This window comes from Streptomyces sp. NPDC002125 (genome assembly GCF_053593715.1).
In genome coordinates, this window is record NZ_JBSFDD010000038.1 from 45,284 (window position 1) to 64,584 (window position 19,301).

Annotated in this window: 20 protein-coding genes; 15 read left to right on the top strand and 5 right to left on the bottom strand. The window is 70.6% G+C overall.

The features are described 5' to 3' along the window. The first annotated feature begins 80 nt into the window (after positions 1-80). From ACWCQM_RS37895 to ACWCQM_RS37930, 8 genes are all read left to right on the top strand, one after another. Positions 81-890, top strand: coding sequence for a GntR family transcriptional regulator (locus ACWCQM_RS37895; RefSeq protein ID WP_450919630.1), 810 nt, complete (start codon positions 81-83; stop codon positions 888-890). A gap of 83 nt (positions 891-973) precedes the next feature. Then, the gene (locus ACWCQM_RS37900; protein WP_450919631.1) at positions 974-1,534 is read left to right on the top strand and encodes a UTRA domain-containing protein; all 561 of its coding nucleotides are present in this window, start codon (positions 974-976) and stop codon (positions 1,532-1,534) included. A gap of 82 nt (positions 1,535-1,616) precedes the next feature. Then, complete coding sequence (locus tag ACWCQM_RS37905; RefSeq protein ID WP_450919632.1) at positions 1,617-1,943, top strand: hypothetical protein; 327 nt, start codon at positions 1,617-1,619, stop codon at positions 1,941-1,943. A gap of 359 nt (positions 1,944-2,302) precedes the next feature. Further along, the gene (locus tag ACWCQM_RS37910; protein ID WP_450919633.1) at positions 2,303-3,532 is read left to right on the top strand and encodes an XRE family transcriptional regulator; all 1,230 of its coding nucleotides are present in this window, start codon (positions 2,303-2,305) and stop codon (positions 3,530-3,532) included. Between the two features lie 338 nt (positions 3,533-3,870). Next, a complete protein-coding gene (locus ACWCQM_RS37915; protein WP_450911983.1) occupies positions 3,871-4,140 on the top strand; it encodes a helix-turn-helix transcriptional regulator in 270 nt (89 codons plus the stop codon). A 926-nt stretch (positions 4,141-5,066) separates the two neighbouring features. Next, positions 5,067-7,310, top strand: a complete 2,244-nt coding sequence (locus tag ACWCQM_RS37920; protein WP_450919634.1) for a hypothetical protein — start codon at positions 5,067-5,069, stop codon at positions 7,308-7,310. After that, positions 7,307-8,146: a DUF721 domain-containing protein gene (locus ACWCQM_RS37925; protein WP_450919635.1), complete on the top strand. Its 840-nt coding sequence runs from the start codon at positions 7,307-7,309 to the stop codon at positions 8,144-8,146. The genes ACWCQM_RS37920 and ACWCQM_RS37925 overlap by 4 nt, the downstream gene beginning before the upstream one ends. A 113-nt stretch (positions 8,147-8,259) precedes the next feature. Continuing rightward, positions 8,260-9,414, top strand: a complete 1,155-nt coding sequence (locus ACWCQM_RS37930) for a protein kinase domain-containing protein (protein WP_450919636.1) — start codon at positions 8,260-8,262, stop codon at positions 9,412-9,414. A 59-nt stretch (positions 9,415-9,473) separates the two neighbouring features. Here the strand turns inward: ACWCQM_RS37930 and ACWCQM_RS37935 are convergent, their stop codons facing one another. Then, the gene (locus ACWCQM_RS37935) at positions 9,474-9,776 is read right to left on the bottom strand and encodes a hypothetical protein (protein ID WP_450919637.1); all 303 of its coding nucleotides are present in this window, start codon (positions 9,774-9,776) and stop codon (positions 9,474-9,476) included. A 254-nt stretch (positions 9,777-10,030) separates the two neighbouring features. Here ACWCQM_RS37935 and tap point away from each other — a divergent pair, with 254 nt between their 5' ends. From tap to ACWCQM_RS37960, 5 genes are all read left to right on the top strand, one after another. Next, positions 10,031-12,142 carry a telomere-associated protein Tap gene (tap, locus tag ACWCQM_RS37940; protein WP_450919638.1) on the top strand — a complete coding sequence of 704 codons (2,112 nt, stop codon included), beginning with the start codon at positions 10,031-10,033 and terminating at the stop codon, positions 12,140-12,142. Positions 12,143-12,145: 3 nt separating this feature from the next. Then, positions 12,146-12,700 carry a telomere-protecting terminal protein Tpg gene (gene tpg / locus ACWCQM_RS37945; RefSeq protein ID WP_384115722.1) on the top strand — a complete coding sequence of 185 codons (555 nt, stop codon included), beginning with the start codon at positions 12,146-12,148 and terminating at the stop codon, positions 12,698-12,700. Between the two features lie 14 nt (positions 12,701-12,714). Continuing rightward, a complete protein-coding gene (locus ACWCQM_RS37950) occupies positions 12,715-13,197 on the top strand; it encodes a hypothetical protein (protein ID WP_450919639.1) in 483 nt (160 codons plus the stop codon). A 77-nt stretch (positions 13,198-13,274) separates the two neighbouring features. Then, positions 13,275-13,580 (top strand): DUF6247 family protein, encoded by a 306-nt coding sequence (locus tag ACWCQM_RS37955; protein ID WP_450919646.1) that lies wholly within the window; start codon positions 13,275-13,277, stop codon positions 13,578-13,580. Beyond that, positions 13,577-13,837: a hypothetical protein gene (locus tag ACWCQM_RS37960; protein WP_450919640.1), complete on the top strand. Its 261-nt coding sequence runs from the start codon at positions 13,577-13,579 to the stop codon at positions 13,835-13,837. The genes ACWCQM_RS37955 and ACWCQM_RS37960 overlap by 4 nt, the downstream gene beginning before the upstream one ends. 121 nt (positions 13,838-13,958) lie before the next feature. Here ACWCQM_RS37960 and ACWCQM_RS37965 read toward each other — a convergent pair whose 3' ends face one another. Next, positions 13,959-14,447, bottom strand: a complete 489-nt coding sequence (locus tag ACWCQM_RS37965; RefSeq protein ID WP_450919641.1) for a hypothetical protein — start codon at positions 14,445-14,447, stop codon at positions 13,959-13,961. A 181-nt stretch (positions 14,448-14,628) separates the two neighbouring features. Here ACWCQM_RS37965 and ACWCQM_RS37970 point away from each other — a divergent pair, with 181 nt between their 5' ends. After that, complete coding sequence (locus ACWCQM_RS37970; protein WP_450919642.1) at positions 14,629-15,330, top strand: hypothetical protein; 702 nt, start codon at positions 14,629-14,631, stop codon at positions 15,328-15,330. A gap of 12 nt (positions 15,331-15,342) precedes the next feature. On the opposite strand, the gene ACWCQM_RS37975 is transcribed toward ACWCQM_RS37970, so the two are convergent. Then, positions 15,343-15,639, bottom strand: a complete 297-nt coding sequence (locus ACWCQM_RS37975) for a hypothetical protein (RefSeq protein ID WP_359657211.1) — start codon at positions 15,637-15,639, stop codon at positions 15,343-15,345. Between the two features lie 222 nt (positions 15,640-15,861). Between ACWCQM_RS37975 and ACWCQM_RS37980 the strand changes: the two genes are divergently transcribed. Beyond that, positions 15,862-16,647: a hypothetical protein gene (locus ACWCQM_RS37980; RefSeq protein ID WP_450919643.1), complete on the top strand. Its 786-nt coding sequence runs from the start codon at positions 15,862-15,864 to the stop codon at positions 16,645-16,647. A gap of 447 nt (positions 16,648-17,094) precedes the next feature. Here ACWCQM_RS37980 and ACWCQM_RS37985 read toward each other — a convergent pair whose 3' ends face one another. Continuing rightward, complete coding sequence (locus ACWCQM_RS37985) at positions 17,095-17,568, bottom strand: helix-turn-helix transcriptional regulator (protein ID WP_030018066.1); 474 nt, start codon at positions 17,566-17,568, stop codon at positions 17,095-17,097. Beyond that, a complete protein-coding gene (locus ACWCQM_RS37990) occupies positions 17,565-18,122 on the bottom strand; it encodes a replication/maintenance protein RepL (RefSeq protein WP_450919644.1) in 558 nt (185 codons plus the stop codon). Before ACWCQM_RS37990 ends, ACWCQM_RS37985 begins: the two co-directional genes overlap by 4 nt. Positions 18,123-19,301: the final 1,179 nt, after the last annotated feature.

Sequence of the window (19,301 nt, forward strand, 5' to 3'; positions counted from 1 at the left end):
TCGGGAAACAACTAGACATGCCATGCTGTGCGGACCGGCAGCGATAGACGCTCGCCGCGTTGGGATCGAAAGGGCAGGGGATGGTGACGAAGAGAGAGCCCGGAAAGGTCGAGCGGATCGCCGCCGACATCCGGGACAAGATCGAGCGGCGCATACTCGCGCCGGGGTCCCGCCTGCCCGGCGTCCCGCAACTCCAGAAGCAGCACGACATCGCCTACCAGACCGCCCGAGAGGTCTACGGGCTCCTGGAGGACGAAGGTCTGGTGTTCTCTCGGCGCGGCAAGGGAACGTTCGTGTCCCTGGTGATCGGGAAGATGATGTCCGACCGCACCAAGCGGTACCTACCCGCGCTGCGTGAGGCCGGCGGCGCCGTCGGTGCCTTCGAAGCCGAGATGAGGGCCATGGGCCTCGAGCCCAAGGACGCCATCGTCACGATCGGGCGGGACGTCCCGCCGAAGAAGGTCGCCGACATCTTCGAGATGCACCACCGGGCGAAGACCTTGAAGCGCGAGCGCATCATGCCGGTCGGCATTCCTGGCGACGCTGAGGCATTGGAGGTCGTCCAGGTGGCGACGTCCTGGTTCCCGCCGGACGTCGTGGACGCCTGCCCCGTGCTTGCCGAATACGAGACCGGCACCGGCGGCAGCAAGTCCCGCATGGCGGAGGCCGGCTTCCGGCAGGTACGTCTGCGCGAGGAGATCGAAGTCAGGTCTCCCACGAAGGAGGAGGCCGAAGCGCTCGGCATCCCTGCTGAACAGGCAGTCCTGGAGATCACCCACAAGGGACTGACCGCCGAGGGCCGGATTGTGGAGATCTGCCTGCACGTACTGCCCCGCTCGAAATGGAAGCTCGCATACGAGTGGGTCATCGACTCGCCGGAAACCGGCTGAGTAGCAAGAACTCCCGTCCTGACGTCGCAAGCGCCAGGACGGATCGAGCATCCACCACCACACCAGCAAGGAGCATTCAGCACATGGCTAGCAACCGAATCGACGACAACGGCGTGATCCTGCGCGACGCGCGGACCCGGTACACCACCGGCCAGCGCGAAGAGAACGGCGCCCGCGGAGCGTTCGACGCTGAGCTGCGCCGGTCCGGCCGCAGCCCCCGCACGGAGGTGACCGTCAGCCGTGCCGCCGCGCCGGCGGATGTCGCGGAGCTCCTGGGCGTCGACGGCGACGTCGTCGTGCGGGCCCGCGAGATGTTCGACGGTGAGCGCGTCATCCAGCTCGTCACCACGTACATCCCGGCCGACGTCGCGGAGGCCGCGGGCATCGAGCAGGAGGACACCGGCGTCGGGGGCATCATCAGCCGGATGAAGGAAGCCGGGTACGACCAGGGCGACACCGCCACCGAGGACATCGAGCTCCGCGAGGCGACCCCGGAAGAGGCCACCCGCCTCGGGCTGCCCGAGGGCTCTGACGTCCTCACCATCAACCACATCGGCGCGACGGCTGATGGCCGCGTAGTCGAGGTCACCCAGCACATCCTGGGGAAGGGCTGGAAGCTGCGCTACGCCGCTCCGCTCGCCTGACGCACCTCCGCCAGCGGCGTCCCGGTCTCGCCGGGGCGCCGCCGCAGCTGGCCCTTCTGGACTTCTGGAAACGGACCCCCGAATGAACGAGCAGCGCCTCACCGCCCCCGAGCTGGTGGAAGAACTCCGCAGCTCCCTGGACACAAACACGGGGTGGATTCCCGCGCTCGCGGGCATCGAAGGGGCAAACGGCCTTCCCGAGGGCGTCGGCCTCACCGAGGTGGCGGGAGCGCTGCGGGACTTCGCCGCCGCGGACATCCCGGCCTCCGTCGCTCGCCAGTTGGAGCGCGCCGCCGAATCGGCAGCGTCGGCCCTCGCGGGAGACGACAGCAGCACGTACGGGCACCTCGGGACGGCATACGCGTACGTGCTCCAGGCCCGACGTGCCGCCTCGGAGATCGCACCGTAGAACGCAGGGAAGATCCGCTGATTCCGATCCCCATGACCGCAGCGAAGGAGGAGCCGTGGAGCACCACCCGCTGCACTTGGTGCTTCTCCAATTCGCCGACGCCGGACGGAACTCGGCATACGCCGTTCGCCTCCCTCTGGGACGTGGATCGACTCGTGTGAACGGCACACACCGTGCGCCCCTTGAGACGCTGCGCAAAGTGACGACCGCCGGTGACATCTGGAATGTCACCCCCACTTGTCACCTCCGCGCGATCAAGGGGCCGTGCCATGCTCGGCCGCAGAAGGGCCGGCCTCCGCTCGGGCATCACCCTGTTGGGCAGGCTGCGCCACTGGACCGTACGGGGAAGGGGAACCGCAATGGACGAGCGTCCTGACTGGGCACGCCGGATGGTCGAAGAGCGCGCGGCGCGCGACTGGTCGCAGGCCCAAGCGGTGGATGCGCTGATGGTCCGGCTCCCCGGCGACCAGGAGGTCAGCAAGCAAGACCTTCTTCGTCAGTGGAAGAGGTGGGAGCGCGGTGACGCACAGCCGACGAAGTACCAGTCGGCCATCGCAGCCGTCTTCAACACGACGACGGGCGCCTTCTTCCCCGAACGGGGCCGCCGCGACGGGCGAGCCGAGATTTTGCAGGTCAGCGGCATGGACACCGTCGACATCATCGCCCGACTGCGTGCCTCGGACGTCGACGTGGCCACCCTGGACGCTCTGCGGATCACCGCGGACCGGCTGTGCTGCGAGTACGCGTACATGCCTGCCGACCAGTTGCTCCTTGAAGGAAAAGCATGGCTGGCGCGAGTCGTGGGCCTCCAGCACCAAAGGGTCAGCCTGGCGCAGCACCGCGACATCATCGCGCTCGCCGGGAAGTTGTCGCTGCTGGTGGGCTGCGTGGAGTACGACTCCGGCCGACCGCGCGACGCCGAGGCCACCCGGCAGGCCGCGCTGATGCTCGGGCAGGAGGCCGGCGAACTGAGCGTGCAGGGATGGGCGCACGAGATGCGGGCCTGGTTCAGCCTGACCCGGGGCGACTACCGCGGCGTCATTGCGGCCTCGGAGGCCGGCATCGCGGTGGCGCCCAACGAGAGCGTCGCCGTGCAGCTGTACGCGCAGAAGGCGAAGGCGTGGGCGCGACTGGGGGACCGGACCCAGACCGAGGTGGCATTGGACCAGGGCCGCCAGCTCCTCGAGCGCATGCCCTACCCGGAGAACATCGAGGACCACTTCGTCGTCGACCCCGCCAAGTGGGACTTCTACCGCATGGACGCGCTGCGCAAGGTCGGCGAGAACCGCCTCGCTGAGCAGCTGGCCCGCGAAGTGATCCGGGCGGGAACGGACTTCGACGGGACGGAGCGCTCGCCCATGCGGATCGCGGAGGCCCGGGTCACGCTGGGCGTGGTCGCGGCCCGCGAGGGCGATCTGGACTCCGCGCTGGCGTTCGGGGAGCGGGCTCTCGCGGGTAGCCGGCGCTCGTTGCCGTCGCTGGCGATGGTGTCTGCCGACCTCGGTCAGGCCCTCCAGTCCCAGTACGCGCACGCATCCGAGGCCCAGGCATTCGTCGCCCACCTCCGCGAATTGCGAGGCGGCCAGTGACCCATCGACCGGCCCTCGTCCCGGGCCCGCTGACGGGCGATCAGGGCGCGCTTCCCGCGTGGCGGGACGGTTCACGAACCAGCGTCCCGTCAGGCGGGAGCGGCGGGGTTACAAGTCGGCGAACGCTGGAACTGCCGCTCGAAATCTGTTCCGATTCAAGGGCACCAAGGGGTCCTACCTGCACGTTCTCACGTCAGGAACGGAGCGGACATCGAGGAAGGGCGGGGGGTCGGGTGGGGTCGGTCGGTATCTCGTGCGGCAACACGCTCGTTCTCGTTAGCGAAGATCGTCCGGGGCGTGTATGTTTTGGGGACTGTTTCCCTATGGTGGAGGTCCCGATGTCTGATCCGCTGAGGCGAATTGACGCCCTGGTGGAGGAGGACACCCTCCCCACGCTCAAGGTTCGGCAGCAGCTCCGGCTCGCCGCCGGCCTCACCCAGGCCGAAGTCGCAGAGGCCATCGGCGTCAAGCGACTCGCGGTCGCGCAGTGGGAGGCAGGGCGCGCCCAGCCTCACCGCGGGAACCGTCGCGCGTACGCGCACTTCCTTCGGAAGCTCGCCGTGAAGTACCCGGACGCGGCCATCGAGGAGGCATCCGATGAGGGGTGATCTCGCGGCTGCGACCGTTTTCGGGTTCGCCGACTCCGCCTTCGGAATCGAGGGGGTCGGGATGACCTAGGTCATCGGCCGCGCGCGCCAAACGAGTGGACTGGTAATCCGCTCCGGCCTCGCGCGGCCCGTCAGCGCCGACCACTCACAAAACGGGTCGGCTGCCTGGTCCCGGTTGGCCCCGGTTCCAGGCTCCAGCTCATCGAGCTGGTTCTACATATCGCAGTACCCCGCCTTGGTAAGCGGGTCGCACCACCGGTCCGCGAGGACCGAGCAGTACCGCAGTCGCCCCCTGGCAGGGGCGTCCGCTTGCTCCACCGGCCCCTGGCAGGGCCAACAGAACACCAGCACGACCGGCCCGAAAGCCGTCCGCACTACGTCCAGCCCGAGGGCTGTCCGCATCACCCGTCCGAATCACCACGAAAGGAAGGAAGGCCCGCCTCTGGTTCTTCGTCCGGTGCCCGCTCCTCACGGAGGGGGCGCCCACACATCCACACGAACGGATAGGCCCAGCCCCGCTAGGGGCTCGGTCGGTCCACGCATATGGAAGTTGGTTCCTTCATAGTGCCCGATCTCGTGTCCCTCTGTCAGCTTGGCTTCGCCCGTTTCACCCCGGTTCGGGGGTCGCGGGCGTTCCGCGCGACGGGATTCCCGGAGCCGTTTTTCCCGGTTCGCGCAGTTCGTCCGTCATGTGCCCACGGTTCGAAAAACTTCGGCGGGAGCGTCACACGCGACCCGATTTTTCAACCTGTAGAAGATGTGACCCCCTCTTTTCGTTCTGACCTGTCCGCCCTCGCTCTCGTTGTCCACAGGCCCGCCGCTGCTCGCCGGACTCTGCCCACAGGGGAAGCCTCCGAAGCTGCCGGGATGATCGTTCGTGCCTGCCCGCCCGTGTCCACGCGCCGCCCTGTCGTGGCGGTGGGCCGATGAGCGCCGTGGCGGCACCGGCCGCCGTGCTCCCGCGCCCTCGTACGAAGTTCGCCGGCGGGGCCTCGCACCGTCGGCTGCGGTCGGTCCCGGCGCAGGCCGGTCCGGTCATTCCCCTGGAGCTGGGCAACCCGCTCCAGCTGTCGAAGACGATGCGGGCCCGGCTGCTCGCCGCGGTGCGCGCGCTGGTGTCGTCTCCGGCGCTGGCCGGTGCGTCGGACGGAGCGCGGCTGGCGTCGGTCGTGCTGACGGCAAAGGCGAAGGTGTCCAACGGCTACCAGGCGAAGATCTGGGCGGCGGAGCTCGGTCGGTGGCTGGGGGTCTCCCAGTCGACGGTCGCGCACACCGTGCTGCCCGAGCTGCGCGGCGCGGGGTTCCTCGGCTCGAACGTCGCGACGAACGCCTTCGGGCACGCGACGGGCCTGGAGTGCTGGGTGATCCCGATGTACCGGGCGCAGCAGGCCGGCGACCGGCGGCACGCCCTGGCGCTGTCCCGTTCGGAGCTGGCGGTGCTGCTGAGCCTGTGCGAGGTGCTGTTCGGTCCGGGGTGGGCGCCGAAGGACAAGGCGCCGGTCCCGGCCGGGCTGCTCGCCGGTCGTACGGGCCGGGGTGCGGCGACGGACCGGCTCGGGCTGCTGCTGATGGTGCTCACGACGGGTTCGGCGGGCTGGCTGCAGCTGTGCCCCGGGTCGGTGGACACCGACCGGGGTCGTCCGGCGGCGACGGTGGCGCGGCTGCTGGGCTGCACGGCGGCGGCCGGGGCGAAGGTGCTCAAGCGCCTCCAGGAGCACGGCGTCGCGGACGTGGTGCGCCAGGAGACCGGCTCGGGTCTGCACGCGCGGTCGCGGGTGCGCCTGGTGCCGGTCGCCAAGGCCCACGGCGTGGCCGTACGGGAGGCCCGCCGGGTCGCGGACACCGTGTTTTCAGACCTCGCCGGTACTGCATCCGGAGATCTTGAGTCCAGCGTGACGGGCGAGACCCTTGTGGTTACTGGGATCGAGGGTGCCGGGCAGGACGGGATCGCCGGATCGGCAGACCTCGCCGCAACTGCACAGCACCACGCTCTCCACGCTTCTGGGGTTACTCCTGGGGGTTCTCTTGCGCTCTCTCGTGGTTTTTCCGGCGAAGGCCGTGGTGGGAACCACGGTCTGCCGGACCGCGCGTGCGAGCGCGAGGACCAGGCCGTGGACGGCGATGCCGCTGCCCGGCTGACGCTGGTCGACGGCGAGGGTGGCCCGCTGCGCGGGGAAAAGCCGAAGAAGTCCCCGGTCGTTGAAGGCGGGAAGGGCAGCTGCGGGCCGGTGGCCGGCGGCAGCGTGCGGGCCGTGGGGAGCCGGGGTCAGGGCAGGCAGCAGCAGGGGAGGGTGGCTCTGCCGTCGCTGGATCTGCGGGCCGTCCTGGCCCCGGTCCGGCTGGTCTGGGCTCGCCTGGAGCGTCCGGCCGTCCGGCGCCTGGTGGAGGGCAAGGTCCGTACCGAGCTGGCCCGCGTGGTCGGGTTCGCCGGTCACGCCGACGCGCCGCAGATCCTCGCCGACCGGCTCGCCCGGCGCCTGGAGAGCCAGATGCGGCTGGGCGGTCCGATCACGGATCCGGTGGGCTGGCTGATCGGCCGGGGCCTGCCGCAGATCCAGTTGTGTGCGGAGCCGCGGTGCGATGAGGGCGCGTTGCTCGACTCCGGCCGGGACTGCCCGCGCTGCGAGGACCGGCAGGTCGACAGCCGTGCCACCCGCCACGCGGTCGCGGCCGCCGTCGACGCCGCGATGCCCGGTGCCTCCGAGACCGAGCGGCGGGCGGCCACCGACCGGCAGCTGCACGAGACCGTGACGGCCAGGGCGTGGGCGAAGGCGTACGAGTGGGAGCAGTACCGCGCCCGGCAGGCCGAAGCGAAGGCGGCCCGCGCCGCAGCAGCCGCCGCGCAGCCAGCTACCGACGTCCCGGCCGCGCCGGTGGCACCGGTCGTGCTGCCCGCGCCCCGCCCGGTCGCCGCCGTCCCCGCCCCGGACCTGGAGAGCGCCGACGTCGACGACGACCAGGAGCTGGTCCTCGAGGACCTGACCCCCGACCAGGTGCGCGACTGGCGGGTGCGGGCGATGAAGGACCACAGCGTCGTCTTCGACCACATCGACCGCTACGGCGAGCCGTCGGCCCGGCGCCTGTTCAGCAACCAGCTGGTCAACGAAGCGCAGCACCTCTCCGGGCTCGGGCACCTGAACCTCGGCTACTCCACCTGGGGGCAGTCGTGAGCGGCGGCGAGGTGTCCGGCGTCGACCTCGCGCGCCAGGCCCTGCTCGCGGCCCGGGAAGCGGCGAAGAAGAACGGCGCCACCCGCCAGAAGCCGAAGCGGCGCACCGGCACCGCCGTACGACGCGATGGCCGGGAGCCGCTCGGGCTGGGCAGCGCGATCGGCATGATGATGACCGAGCGCGGCATGGTCACCCCGGCCGCCGGCGGGAACGTCCTCGCACGGTTCGACGCCATCCTCGCCACGGCCGTGCCCGAGCTCACCGGCCGGGTTCGAGCAACGGCGTTCGACGCGGAGACCGGCCGCCTGGACGTCGTCCCCGACACCTCGGCGGCTGGCACGACACTGCGCTGGAGCGCGCCGAAGCTGATCGCGGCGGCCAACGACACGGTGCCCGGCGCGGACGTCCGCACCCTGCACGTCCTGCCACCCGCACCCACCGCCAGCCCCGCCCCGGCGGCCGCCGAACCGGGCCCTCAGCCGACCGCGCCCGCCGCGCCGGCGCAGCGCAGGACTCCGCCGGACGGCTACCGCCGTGCGATCGAGGCGCACCGCGAGGCCGCAGTGCCGTCACGGATCGACCCGGGCATCGCGCAGGCGGTGGAGCGGCAGAACCGGGCCATGCGCGAGCTCAGCCGCCAGGCGTTCCCCGAGCCGCCCGTAGTGCCGGATGATGCGCCGGCCCCGATCAACGCTGCCCATCTCCAGCGCCGCCGTGAAGCCGCAGCCACCGAGGAAGCAGCCCTCCGGCGTGCCCGCGCGGAACGTGCCGCCCGGCAGGCCGGGACGGCTGCCTTGGTCCCCAACGCGCCCGCTCCGCTGCGCACCACGGCCTGACCAGCCGGTGACACCCGACCAAGTCCCCTGCCGTAAGTGGTTCCTGCGGCGTAGCGTGACGGGTACACGCCTGGTAGACACCGTGCGTCGCGGTGACCACCGGAGGGGGAGTCGTGCAGGAAGGGACCGTGCTGGACGGCCGCTACCGGCTCATCCAGGCGATCGGTGCGGGCGGGTTCGGCCAGGTCTGGGCAGCGCACGATCCCAAGATCGACCGCCTGGTCGCGGTCAAGGTCCTCACCGGTGACGCGAGCAGCAGTCGGCAGGTGGCCCGGTTCGCTCGCGAGGCCGCAGTCGCGGGCGGCCTCGCCCACCCGAACATCGTCACCGTCCACGACTTCGGCTCCACGACGCACAACGGGCAGGTATGCGCCTACCTGGTGATGGAGCTCCTGCCCGGCAAACCGCTCAGCGCCGTCCTGGAAGCCGGGAGGCTGCCCCTTCCCAGGGCCTTGAGCGTCGCAGCCTGCGTCGCGGACGCGCTGAAAGCCGCACACGACGCGGGCCTGACGCACCGGGACATCAAGCCGTCCAACATCATGATCCGCCCCAACGGCAAGGCCACAGTGGTGGACTTCGGCATCACCAAGGGCAGCGACGGCCGCAACGACGTCACCACCGGCGTCCTGATCGGCACGCCGGCCTACATGGCACCCGAAGCACTCGCCGGCACCTTCGACCACCGCTCCGACCTGTACTCGCTCGGATGCGTGCTCTACGAGATGGTCACCGGCCGCCGCCCCTTCACCGGCACCTCCTGGCACCTGGTCAACCAGCACATCAAGGAGCAGCCCGCACCGCTGCGCACCCTGCGCCCGGACGCGCCCGTACAACTGGAACGGCTCGTCAGCCAGCTCCTGGCCAAGGACCCCGCTCAGCGGCCGGCCTCAGCTCGGAAGGTCCGGGACGTCCTCAACGAGATCAATGACCGGCACTTCGGGGCCACACCGCCCCGCCGCGGCCGGGACGTCGCGCACGACATGAGCGTCAGCGCGGCGGAAGCCGCAGAGGGTGCGATCATCCCGCTGCGGTTCACCACCCGCATCGCCTGCCCGGCCTGCGCCACCAGGACCGACGAGAAGTCGGCGCAGGCGTGCACCACCTGCAAGGGGGAGGGGCGGATCGTCAGCGAGCAGCGCACCTACAAGGTCCGCATCCCCGCAGGCGTCAGGGACGGCCAGGAGGTTCGGATCAGGGAACTGGGCGAGCCGGGGAAGAACGGCGGTGCCCCAGGGGACATGTACGTGACCGTGCACGTTGACGCCTGAGCGCGCCCCCGGAAACCTGGCCGGCTGATCGGCAGGCAGAGCCAGGAGGGCGGAGCTGGCTACTCGCGGCGCGCGAGCTCCTCGGAGGTGGGCACGTGCCGGGTGACGTGCGGCTGGCCGCTGTAGTCGACGGTGATTGTGTGCCGCAGAACGTCGTCGTCGGCGTCGTAGAAGATCTGCTCGATCTCCAGGCAGGCCCGGTCGGTGGAGATCCCGAAGTCGCGGGCCTCCCGGTCGTTCACCTTCCGGGCCCGGGTGCCGGTGACCATCCGCACCGTCCCGGCCGGTGCGCCCGGCGGGAGCTCGACAGCGCCAAGCCGCGCCCGCGTCGACCACGTCTGTGCCTCGCTCTGCTCCGCCATGGTCGCCACCGTAGCGAGCACGCCCGGCCGACGGGGCGATCTCTCGGCAACTCGGTCCGCCATCTATGTGCCTCACACGGTGTTTCCGCAGGTGGAAGCGGTGCGCGATGAGGCTGTCAGGTGTGAGCCAGGGCCTGCGGAGGGCCCTCCAAACCGTCCATTTTCCGCCCGCCCAGACAATCCGAACGGGTTAAAAAAATGGGTTAAAGACTAGGGTAAACAGTGCTAGGGTGAGAGCACGAAAGGAGATCCACATGGCATCCGAGGAAGAGCTTTTCGCGAACATCGACGCGCTGCTGGCGGAGGAGCCCCAGCTCCCGCCCCCGGCGGAGCGCGCCCGGCTGCGTGAGGCCGCCGGCATCACCCAGGCCCGCCTCGCGGTCGCGCTCAAGACGTCGACGCAGACGGTCAAGAACTACGAGAACGGCAGGAGCGAGCCGAAGCCGCCGCGCCTGGAGGCGTACCAGCGGCTGCTGAACGGGTGGGCGGCGAAGTACCCCGCCCACGGAGCTCCCGCCGCCCCGGCCCCCGTGGCCGCGCCGCAGCCGCAGGTGCCGGAGACGTTCACCCGCGTGCCCACCGTTGAGCAGGACGTTGCTGAGCCCGACATCGGCACTGCGGTGCAGCCGGTGCCGGAGCGACCCGTCGCCCGCCCGACCTCACGACGTCCGGCAGCGAAGAAGGCCGCCGCGCCCGCGACCGACCCGCGCTTCCCGCACGGTCCGCTGGCCGTGCTGGACGGTGACGGCTCCGCGTACGCCGTGGGCGGCGTCGTGCTGGACTGCCCGGCGACCACGGTGCCGGAGCTGGTGGAGTGGACGCTGCGCGAGTCCGGTCTCGGTGCCGCGAAGCTGAACCGGTACGGCAAGGACTCCGACCCGCTGATCGTGCTCACTGCGGCCGCCGCCGTGAAGCTCGGGCTGCCCGAGCGCCTGGAGGGCCACGAGCAGCGCCGCTCCCTGCGTCTTCCGGAGGACCACCCGGTGGTCAAGCAGGTCGCCAAGGCGAAGTGGCAGCTCACCCAGCGCGGGTTCGGCCCGTGGGCGCGGATCTACCGCAAGGCGCAGGGCCGCGACCGGCAGTGCGTGCAGCTGGCGATCCTGTCCTGGGACGCCCTCGATGAGCGGTCCTGGCCCGGCGTTGCCGAGATGGAGCCGGCCGACATCGCCCGCGTCCTCGGCGTGTACGCCCAGCGGGTCATCACCCCGCGCGGCTCCACCGCCGTTTCCGGCCTGGAGCTGATGACGGCGCTGCGCCCGCCCACCAAGGCCGTGCAGGACCCGGAGACCGGGAACTGGGTCTCCGGCTACAACGCGGGCAGCCTGGGCACCGAGCCGATGGACCCGGCGCCGCCGGAGGCCACCCCGGAACACCCCGTCGTCGTCAACAGCGGCTGGACCGGCGGCTTCCTGAACGAGGAGGCGTACCAGTGGGTGCGGTCGGTGGAGACGCTCTCCGATGAGGAGTGCACCCTGCCGTACGCGGTCGGCCTCGACCTCAACACGGCGTTCCTCGCCGCTGCGGCCCGCCTGGTCGTCGGCCTCAGCGCCCCCGACCACTTCCACGCCCCGAAGTTCAACCCGAAGATCCCCGGGAGCTGGCTGGCCGACCTCTCCCACATCGAGCTCGACCCGCGCCTGCCCTCGCCGTTCACTCCGGACGGCACCCGGCCGACGGGCCCGGCCTGGTACCAGACGCACACCCTCGCCTACGCCCAGGAGCTCGGGCACGACGTGCACCCGATCGAGGCGTACCTGCGCCGCGAGACCGGCGCCTACCTCGACCCGTGGCACGACCGCCTCAAGACCGCCTACGTCGACACCCTCGCCGACATGGGCGTCACCAAGGACCTGGACGACCGCCAGTTCCTCGCCGCGATGGCACAGCACAAGCAGAACGACCCGGCCCTGGCCGCCGTCCTGTCCGCCATCAAGGCCACCGTCAAGGGCGGCGTCGGCAAGCTCCGCGAGCGCCCCCAGGGCAAGCACTACAACGAGGGCGAGACGTGGCCGGCCCTGTCCCGGCCGACCTGGCGCCCCGACATCCGGGCCGCCGTCATCAGCAAGGCCCGGGTCAACATGCACCGCAAGCTCAACAACATGGCGAAGATGACCGGGCTCTACCCGCTCGCCGTGCTCTCCGACTGCGTCGTCTACCCGAGCCCGGGTGAAAGCCCGCTCGACTTCCTCCCGTACGCCGCGTCCGGCAAGCCGCAGCCCGGCGGGTTCCGCCTCGGGCCCACGCCCGGCCTGGCGAAGCTGGAGGGCGTCCAGTCGATGCTGTGGGCGGTCGACCTCATGGAGAAGGGTCTCAACCCGGCCCGCCACATCAAGGGCGGCGACGCCGTCATGGACGAAGGGGAGTAGGCGATGGGGGAGATCGAGGACGCCATCGAGCGGGCCGACCGGGAGGGCTTCACCCGGGAGCCGCCCAAGACGCTCCCGGGCCGCATCAACTACCTGCTCAAGCAGCTGGGGACCGCGAAGGCGGTGGCGGCGGAACTCGGCATCACCGCCGACTCCGTCAACCGCTACCGGCGCGGCGCCCGCAAGAACCCGCCCAAGGACATCGCCTCGAAAATCGACAACGCCGTCCGCTCCCGCTGGCAGCCCCAGGTGCGCAAGCGCCGGCACAAGCAGGCCGCCGCCACCGGCATCAAGGTGGAGACCCGGGCCCGCTTCGGCTACCACTCCTCGGAAGGATCGACGGACGACGGCCGCTTCCGCCGCCTCACCGTCAAGCTCCCCGCGACGTACGCACAGCGCCTCTTCGACGCCCGCGAGACCGGGGCCAGCGACCAGGAGATGCGTGGAATCATCGCCGAAGGGTTTAAGGAAGTCTATTTCCAGGACAATGGCGGCCGGGCCATGGGACTGTCGGATGTCGCCATCAACGACATCGACTACCTCGATCTCGAATACTGATTACGGAGCCCTTTATGCCAAGCATCAATTACCCGTATCCGGACCCGAAGAACGACGCCGAACGTACGGCGAACCGTCAGGCCGCCGACGACTACCAGCGCCAGGAGGAGGAAGCAGTCACCCTCCTGCACCTGGCCGACGGGCTTCCCCCCGTGGCTCCCGAGCTGCTCCTCGAACAGGTCCGGCTCGACCTCACCACGGCCGGGCTGCACGTGTCGCCGCCCGCACCGCTCACCGACGAGCACCAGGGCGGCGTCGTGGTCTACCTCAACGACGACGCCCAGGTCGTCGTGGACTGGCTGCCCCACGCCCGCCTCGACTGCGCGGCGCTCGACATGGTCGAAGCCGACCGCACGGACGACGAGGCCGTCGTCCGCTACGAGGTGGTCCGCTCCGCGATGGACACCGCCCTCGGCGCCATCCTGACCGGCTTCCGCTACACCACCCGCCGGCCCGGGTTCGGCTTCGGCCACATCGTCGTGCAGAGCACCCGGTAGAAGGGGATCCGTCCATGCCCGCATCCACGGCCCACCGGCGCGCGTACCGTGAGGTGACGACCCGCCGGGAGGACCAGATGAGCGCGCAGCCCGACCACGCACCCGTCACGCCGTACGCCCCCGCACCCGGGGCACCGGCCGAACTCCTCGCCCAACTGCGCGCCGACAGGCGCGCGAAGAAGTGGGTGCCGGCCTTCGAGCGCGAGTGGTCGGCCGCCCTCGAGGAATCCCGTCGCACGTTCTCCCTGGCCGGGCTCTACGAGGTCGTCCAGGACTGGCAGGGCCGCATCGCGCACGCCCCGGCCGTCGACGCGTTCGTCGCCTCCGGCTACGACGACAGCGACGCCGTCGACCTGGCGGAGCTCCGCCGCCGTCGCGGGTGAGCCCGTCGCCGTACGCGGTCCGTGTCTCCGCCGCGGCCGCCAAGGTCCTCGACGTCCTGCCCGAGCACGCTGCGGACATCGTGTGGGACATCCTCGCCGCGGCCGCCGCAGATCCGTGGGGGTTCGGGCAGTTCGACACGGACGACGATGAGGGCGAGGACGTCCGCTACGCGGCCGTCGGGCAGCTCTCCCTGACCTACTGGATCAACCGGCGTCTGCACAGCTTGACGGTCCTGAACATCGTCTGGCTCGGGTAGCCACCTCGTGACAATGCCCTGACCCCGGCATCGCAACTGCCGGGGTCAGGGCGTTTCCGATCGTAGCCACGGCCGTATCCACCGGTAGCCACCTGGGCAGCAACGCGTTGCCGCCTGGTTGTCACCAGCGGCCGCGGGAGCGTTCGGCACCGAGCTGGACCTCACGTCGGCACTCACGGCAGTCCGGCAAACCGCTCACGCGCCGGCCTTCCCCCTCCGCCCAACGGAAGCCACACAGCGACGTGGTCGGGTCCTCTGCGGGATCGGTGGCGTGAGAGCCGTGGCCCGGCACGTTCCACGTGACCGTCGTGCCGCCCTCGTAGGGAGCGCCCTCCGGCCACTCGTACACGGCCTCGGTGGTCGTGCAGCGCATCCGGAGGTCAGGACCCTCCCAGCGGGCACCCCGCCGGGCCTCGGTCGCGGCGTCGACGGCGTCGGCCAGGCGCTCGAAGGACAGGTCGTAGTCCTCCATGTGGCGCCAGCTGCCCGGCTCCTGCTTCCGCATCAGCTCACGAAACTCCAGCAGCAGCCGCTCCAGGTCGTGCCGCCCAACCCGCAGGGTGTCGGTCGCGTCGTCGTACGCGTCGTCGGGGGTGATCTTCACGGGCATCGCACTGCTCCTTGTCCACGCACGCTGATGGGCCGAGTGTGCCGCGAACGTGCGGCCCGGGTAGCCGTATCCACCAGTTGCCACCCGGGTGGCAACGCGTATCCGCTCGCAGTCGTCACCCGGCGCCGCAGCGCCGGGTAGCGTGCCGGGGACTGATCCAGACCCGGGGTGGGGAGTGGCGATGCGGTTTCCGCAGTTCGACGAGCGTGGCACGCTGACGACGACCGAGATGGAGGCGCTGCGGTCGCTGAACGCGGCGTTCCTGACCGCGCGCTACGAGTGGCAGACGGCATGCACCATGTGGGACCGCCTCCGCAACGCCAGCGCTATCACCGGGCTCCGCACCGCGCAGACGGCGTTCCCGTTCTTCGAGGACGCCGTCGACGAGATCGCGAACGGTGTGACCGCGTACGAGCGGCGGGTGGCGCTGACCGCCTGGCGGTACGCGGCCGCCGCGCTCGTCCTGGGCGTCGCCGTGCTGCAGCGCGTCGCGGAGGCGAAGCCGCCCCTGACGGCCGCGGCGGTCGATGAGTTCTGCCAGGAGCCGACCCTGGGACGGCTCCACGAAGCCCTGTCGGTCCCCGTGGCCGACCTCCTGCCCGAACGCGCGCACCACAGCGGCATCCCGAACGACCGCGAGGACACAGCGCGCCGGTGGGCCAAGGTGCGCGACGGCGTGGACGACGCGATGGACCTGGTCCTGGAGCTCGCCGCTGACGAGGACGCGGCCCACCCTCGGACCAAGGACGAAGCCGCCAGCTGCCTGCTGACCCAGCACTGCCCGCCCCACACGGACCCGGTGTACGAAGGCGTCCTGGAGCCGCTGCTCCGGCTGGCGGAGGAACTGCCCTTCGACATCACCCGGATCATCACGAAGGGCTGACCCCGCCGCGGTTCAGGTCTGCGGCGGCGTCGCGCCGGGCAGCTCCCCGGCGAAGGCCCACCACTGCTCGATGGTCCACACGGCGACGCTGGAGCGGTCGCTGGACATCCGCAGCCACACCTCTTCGCCGCCGGGCATGAGCGCCACCTCGAGGTGCGGGTCGTCCCACGTGCCCACCGGGTACATCCACTCGATGCCGTCGGGCCACGTCCGCATCGCCACCGTGCGCACGCTCAGCGCCGCGGCGAACGCGTCCAGCGCCGCCTTGGGTATCCGCACCTCCGCCGGCTCCCGCTCGATCCCCGCCACCTGGCCCCCTCCGCCTCGTGCGGCAGGCCCGCGCCCACCGTCGCGGATCAGCGTGACAGACCCGCGCCCCGCTCGGTGTCACGCTGTGAGGCTGGCAGGCTCACAGGCCATTCCCCCAGGTAGACGCGTCGCCCTATGAGGGTGTGAGGTTGTGAGGCGGAGTTCGCGGCCGTGCTTCCGCACGCCCTGGTCCCAGCAGCCGGCCCGGAGGACGATGGAGTCATGGGCACCCGCGACCAGGACCAGGACGACGTCGTCGAACCCGCGCGGCCGCCGCTCACCGCAGAGCAGGCCCGGGAGGTCACGGCTGGGCTGCGCGAAGCGATGGACGACGTCCGGCGCACCGTCGCGCTGCTCGCCGCCCGGGTCCGCGCCGCCCACGCCGCCCGCGTCTGGACGCCACTCGGCTACGGCTCGTGGGAGTCGTACTGCGCCACGGAGTTCGACATCAGCCGTGCCCAGGCGTACCGGCTGCTCGACGTCGCCCGCGCCCTGGCCGCGATCCACGACGCCGTCGCCGCCGGCCCCGGAACGTCTCGCACGCGAGACAGCGACCCGGCCGCCGCGGCCGCGCTCGACTACGGCCTCTCCCAGCGGGCCCTGATCGCCGTCTCCGGCCGTACGGACACCGTCACGCAGTTGATCACCCGCCGACTCGCCGCGCTCGCCCACAGCGGCCTCCAGGCCCTCGATGAGCCCACCGTGCGCGCCGTGGTCCGCCAAGCCGTCCGCGACCTCCGCACCGCCCCGCCTCCGCCGCCCGCCGAACCGTCGGCGGATCCCGCGCTCGCCGAACTCCGCCGCGTCGTCGACGACCTCGCCGCCCACACCCACCAGCTCGGGGAGCTGATGCTCGAAGTCGCCCCCGCGTACCTGTCCGACACCGCGGCCGCCGACGTCCTGGCCCCGCTGTGCGAGCAGATCGGCGAGAACCTCGACAACGGCCTCGCTGCCCGCCGCTACGCGATGTCTGGCGACCTCCGCGCCCTGCACGGCACCGTCCTGTAGCTCACCGATCCCGGCTGCTCCTATGTGGCACACAGCCCGTTTCCCCAGGTGGGCGAGGCGCGCTATGAGGGTGTGAGGTGTGAGACGAGGGCCTGCGGCAACGGGCCGCCGCTGCTCCTGGTCGTGCTGCTCACCGTGGTGTGCAGCGGGTGCTGCTCGATGGGTAGCGGGGGTGGTGGCCGTCGTCCTGGTGGTGGTCGTCGGGTTGCAGCAAGGTGGTGTCGCGGGTGCAGCGCAGCATTTGCCTGGGCCGGGCGAGACAAGGGTGCTGCTCGTGCAGCAGGCCAAAAGATCTATGCAGCGGCTGCATGCAGCACGCCACGGTGCAGCACGGTGCCGGGACCGCGAGCGGGCCGGCCATCGTGCTGCACCGTGGCGGCCGGGAACGACAACGGCGCCCTCCCGGTGGGGTGGGCGCCGTGGCAGTGGCGGGGCTGGAGTCGCGGTTCATCCGGCCAGTCGTAGGGAGGGCGGTGCGTCGGGCAGCGGGGCGTCCTCGCCCCCGTCTGGGTCCGGGTCGAAGTCTGTCCCGATGCGGGCGTCGCGGGCGCGCGGCGGGCGGATGTCGCCGGTCGGGAAGTTCAGCGGCCACACGAACGTGTCGGGGGCCTTGAGGTGGTTGACCATGTGGCTCAGTGACTCGTAGCCGGCCAGCAGCGGGTGGATGAGGACCTCACCGCGGCGCTGCCGCTCGCTGATGATGCCCTTGTCGCGCAGCTGGCTGATGGCCCGGGAGACCACGGACTGGGTCAGCCCGAGGCGCTCGGCAAGCTCCTGCTGGCGGATCTTGACCAGGCCGCCCGGCTCCTGGCGCGAGGTCAGCACGTCGAAGACGTCCCGGGCCGTCGGGGACAGGCAGGCGTTCGGCAGGACCTCGAAGATCTCCGGGTTGTGGAAACCAGGAATGGAAGCGGAGCTCATCGCGTGGCCTCGTTCCTCACCGTCGGAATGGTGATCTCGTGCTCCACCAGGGTCTTCTTGAGCGACTTCACCAGGCGCAGCTGCTTCTCGCTGCCCCACCGGTAAGCGTAGAGCGGGTTGAGCCGGTACACCCCACGCCGTTCCCGCCACGTGAAGTTGTGGTGGCTCAGCTGGCCGACGGCGCGGGAGATCTTCGACTGCGAGCAGCCGTACTTCTTCGCCAGGGCGACCTGGGTCATCTCCACCAGGCCCTCCTTGTCGTGGTGCGTCTTGAGGTAGTCCAGGACGTTCCGCGACATCGCGCTCAGGTCGAACTTCCACAGGTTGTCCTCGATAACCTGGGACATGCTCAGGTGCCCCTTGCCGTAGAAGACGTACGGCTTGACCGGGTCCTTCGTCATGAAGGTGCCGCCGCGCTTGGCCAGCCTGTCCAGGCTCTTCACCAGCTGCTGGGCCGACTCCATGCCGTTGACGGCATCGGCGGGCGGCGGAGCGGGGGCCAGCCGCGGCGTGATCGCAGGCGCCTCCGCGCTGCGCCTCAAGGGCTGGGCCACGGGCTCTCCTCCATGATCGTCGGGGCTGCATAACATAGCAGATCTGCGATGTTATGCAGGAGATCTATGCACGCGGTGGGCGTGTCCCTGGACAGGAAGGATCTATGCACCTACGTGAATGCAACTCGCCCGCTTCGGCCGAGATCCATTCACTCAGGCTGCATACATCTCGCGCGTTTTCGCAGGTCAGAGGCTTGCGTCTATCTGATCTTTAGAGGCGCGCCCCCTACGGCCCGCGCTGCGCCCTCCAGCCGCTCCATGCAGCGGCGAGGCGGCGGCCGGGCAACGGGAGGCCGCGGATCCTTCCGCCGGCGGGCCGCCAGCTGCTGCGTGTCGGCCCCCGGACGGGGCTGAGGCGGCTTCGCGCGCGGCTCCGTGGGACCGGTGCGGACCGTAGGCGGCACCATCGGAGCTGCGTCTCGGGTTGTACCGGCCGTGACGCTCAAAAGCACGGAAGCGTGGCCGGTGCCGGTGGCCGGTTCCGCCGCCCGGCCTGGCGGCCGATCGGCTCCGGTACCTCCGCACGTTGAATTCCAGCATTCCCATATCGGGCTTCCGTTCTGTGGCTAAGCTATCCATGGCCGCATAATTCTGCATTCTGCCGGGAGTTATTGAGTCGGGGTTTCGGTGGTGCGGCAAGGACCCAAACGCTACACAGTCAACGACCGTGATGCATCAACTGATCCGCTCGTTCGCTCGGTCGGGTGACGCATCCTCGAAATCTGCGCCCCGGTTCCTGGTTGACGTGTATGCTGGCGGGGTATTTATGAACGCGAGCGGCCCATTTCAAGGCGGGGGAGGTGGTTAGGGTGGAGCGCAGCGGAACCCGTCACTGCGGTGGGGCCGGCACTCGATCGGGCCGACAGTTCGTCACCCTCGTTGCGGGGGTGGTGGCTGGGAACCCCAAGCCCTACACAGGCGGACACGTGATGCACCTCCTCTTGTAGCCAGCCCAGCGAGCGCGCAAGCGCGCTCGCCTGCAATTCGCGCTTGCGCGAATTGCATTCCCTTCGGGAATTCCGCTTGCGGAATTCCATTCCCGCGCTTGCGCGGGAATCCGAATTGCGCTTGCGCAATTCGCGCTCTATGCCCCGGCTTGCCGGGGCATATCCCGCTCCGCGGGGGTCGGTGTCGAGGAGACGCCCGGCAAGGTCCGGGCCACGGTGAGGTCCCTGGTGA

Bases quoted from the DNA above. Each gene is read 5' to 3' on its own strand.
- ACWCQM_RS37985 (WP_030018066.1), bottom strand. From the start codon at position 17,568: ATGAGCTCCGCTTCCATTCCTGGTTTCCACAACCCGGAGATCTTCGAG.
- ACWCQM_RS37920 (WP_450919634.1), top strand. From the start codon at position 5,067: ATGAGCGCCGTGGCGGCACCGGCCGCCGTGCTCCCGCGCCCTCGTACG.
- ACWCQM_RS37915 (WP_450911983.1), top strand. From the start codon at position 3,871: ATGTCTGATCCGCTGAGGCGAATTGACGCCCTGGTGGAGGAGGACACC.
- ACWCQM_RS37955 (WP_450919646.1), top strand. From the start codon at position 13,275: ATGAGCGCGCAGCCCGACCACGCACCCGTCACGCCGTACGCCCCCGCA.
- tap (WP_450919638.1), top strand. From the start codon at position 10,031: ATGGCATCCGAGGAAGAGCTTTTCGCGAACATCGACGCGCTGCTGGCG.
- ACWCQM_RS37910 (WP_450919633.1), top strand. From the start codon at position 2,303: ATGGACGAGCGTCCTGACTGGGCACGCCGGATGGTCGAAGAGCGCGCG.
- ACWCQM_RS37980 (WP_450919643.1), top strand. From the start codon at position 15,862: ATGGGCACCCGCGACCAGGACCAGGACGACGTCGTCGAACCCGCGCGG.
- ACWCQM_RS37895 (WP_450919630.1), top strand. From the start codon at position 81: ATGGTGACGAAGAGAGAGCCCGGAAAGGTCGAGCGGATCGCCGCCGAC.
- ACWCQM_RS37900 (WP_450919631.1), top strand. From the start codon at position 974: ATGGCTAGCAACCGAATCGACGACAACGGCGTGATCCTGCGCGACGCG.
- ACWCQM_RS37965 (WP_450919641.1), bottom strand. From the start codon at position 14,447: ATGCCCGTGAAGATCACCCCCGACGACGCGTACGACGACGCGACCGAC.
- ACWCQM_RS37950 (WP_450919639.1), top strand. From the start codon at position 12,715: ATGCCAAGCATCAATTACCCGTATCCGGACCCGAAGAACGACGCCGAA.
- ACWCQM_RS37935 (WP_450919637.1), bottom strand. From the start codon at position 9,776: ATGGCGGAGCAGAGCGAGGCACAGACGTGGTCGACGCGGGCGCGGCTT.
- tpg (WP_384115722.1), top strand. From the start codon at position 12,146: ATGGGGGAGATCGAGGACGCCATCGAGCGGGCCGACCGGGAGGGCTTC.
- ACWCQM_RS37970 (WP_450919642.1), top strand. From the start codon at position 14,629: ATGCGGTTTCCGCAGTTCGACGAGCGTGGCACGCTGACGACGACCGAG.
- ACWCQM_RS37905 (WP_450919632.1), top strand. From the start codon at position 1,617: ATGAACGAGCAGCGCCTCACCGCCCCCGAGCTGGTGGAAGAACTCCGC.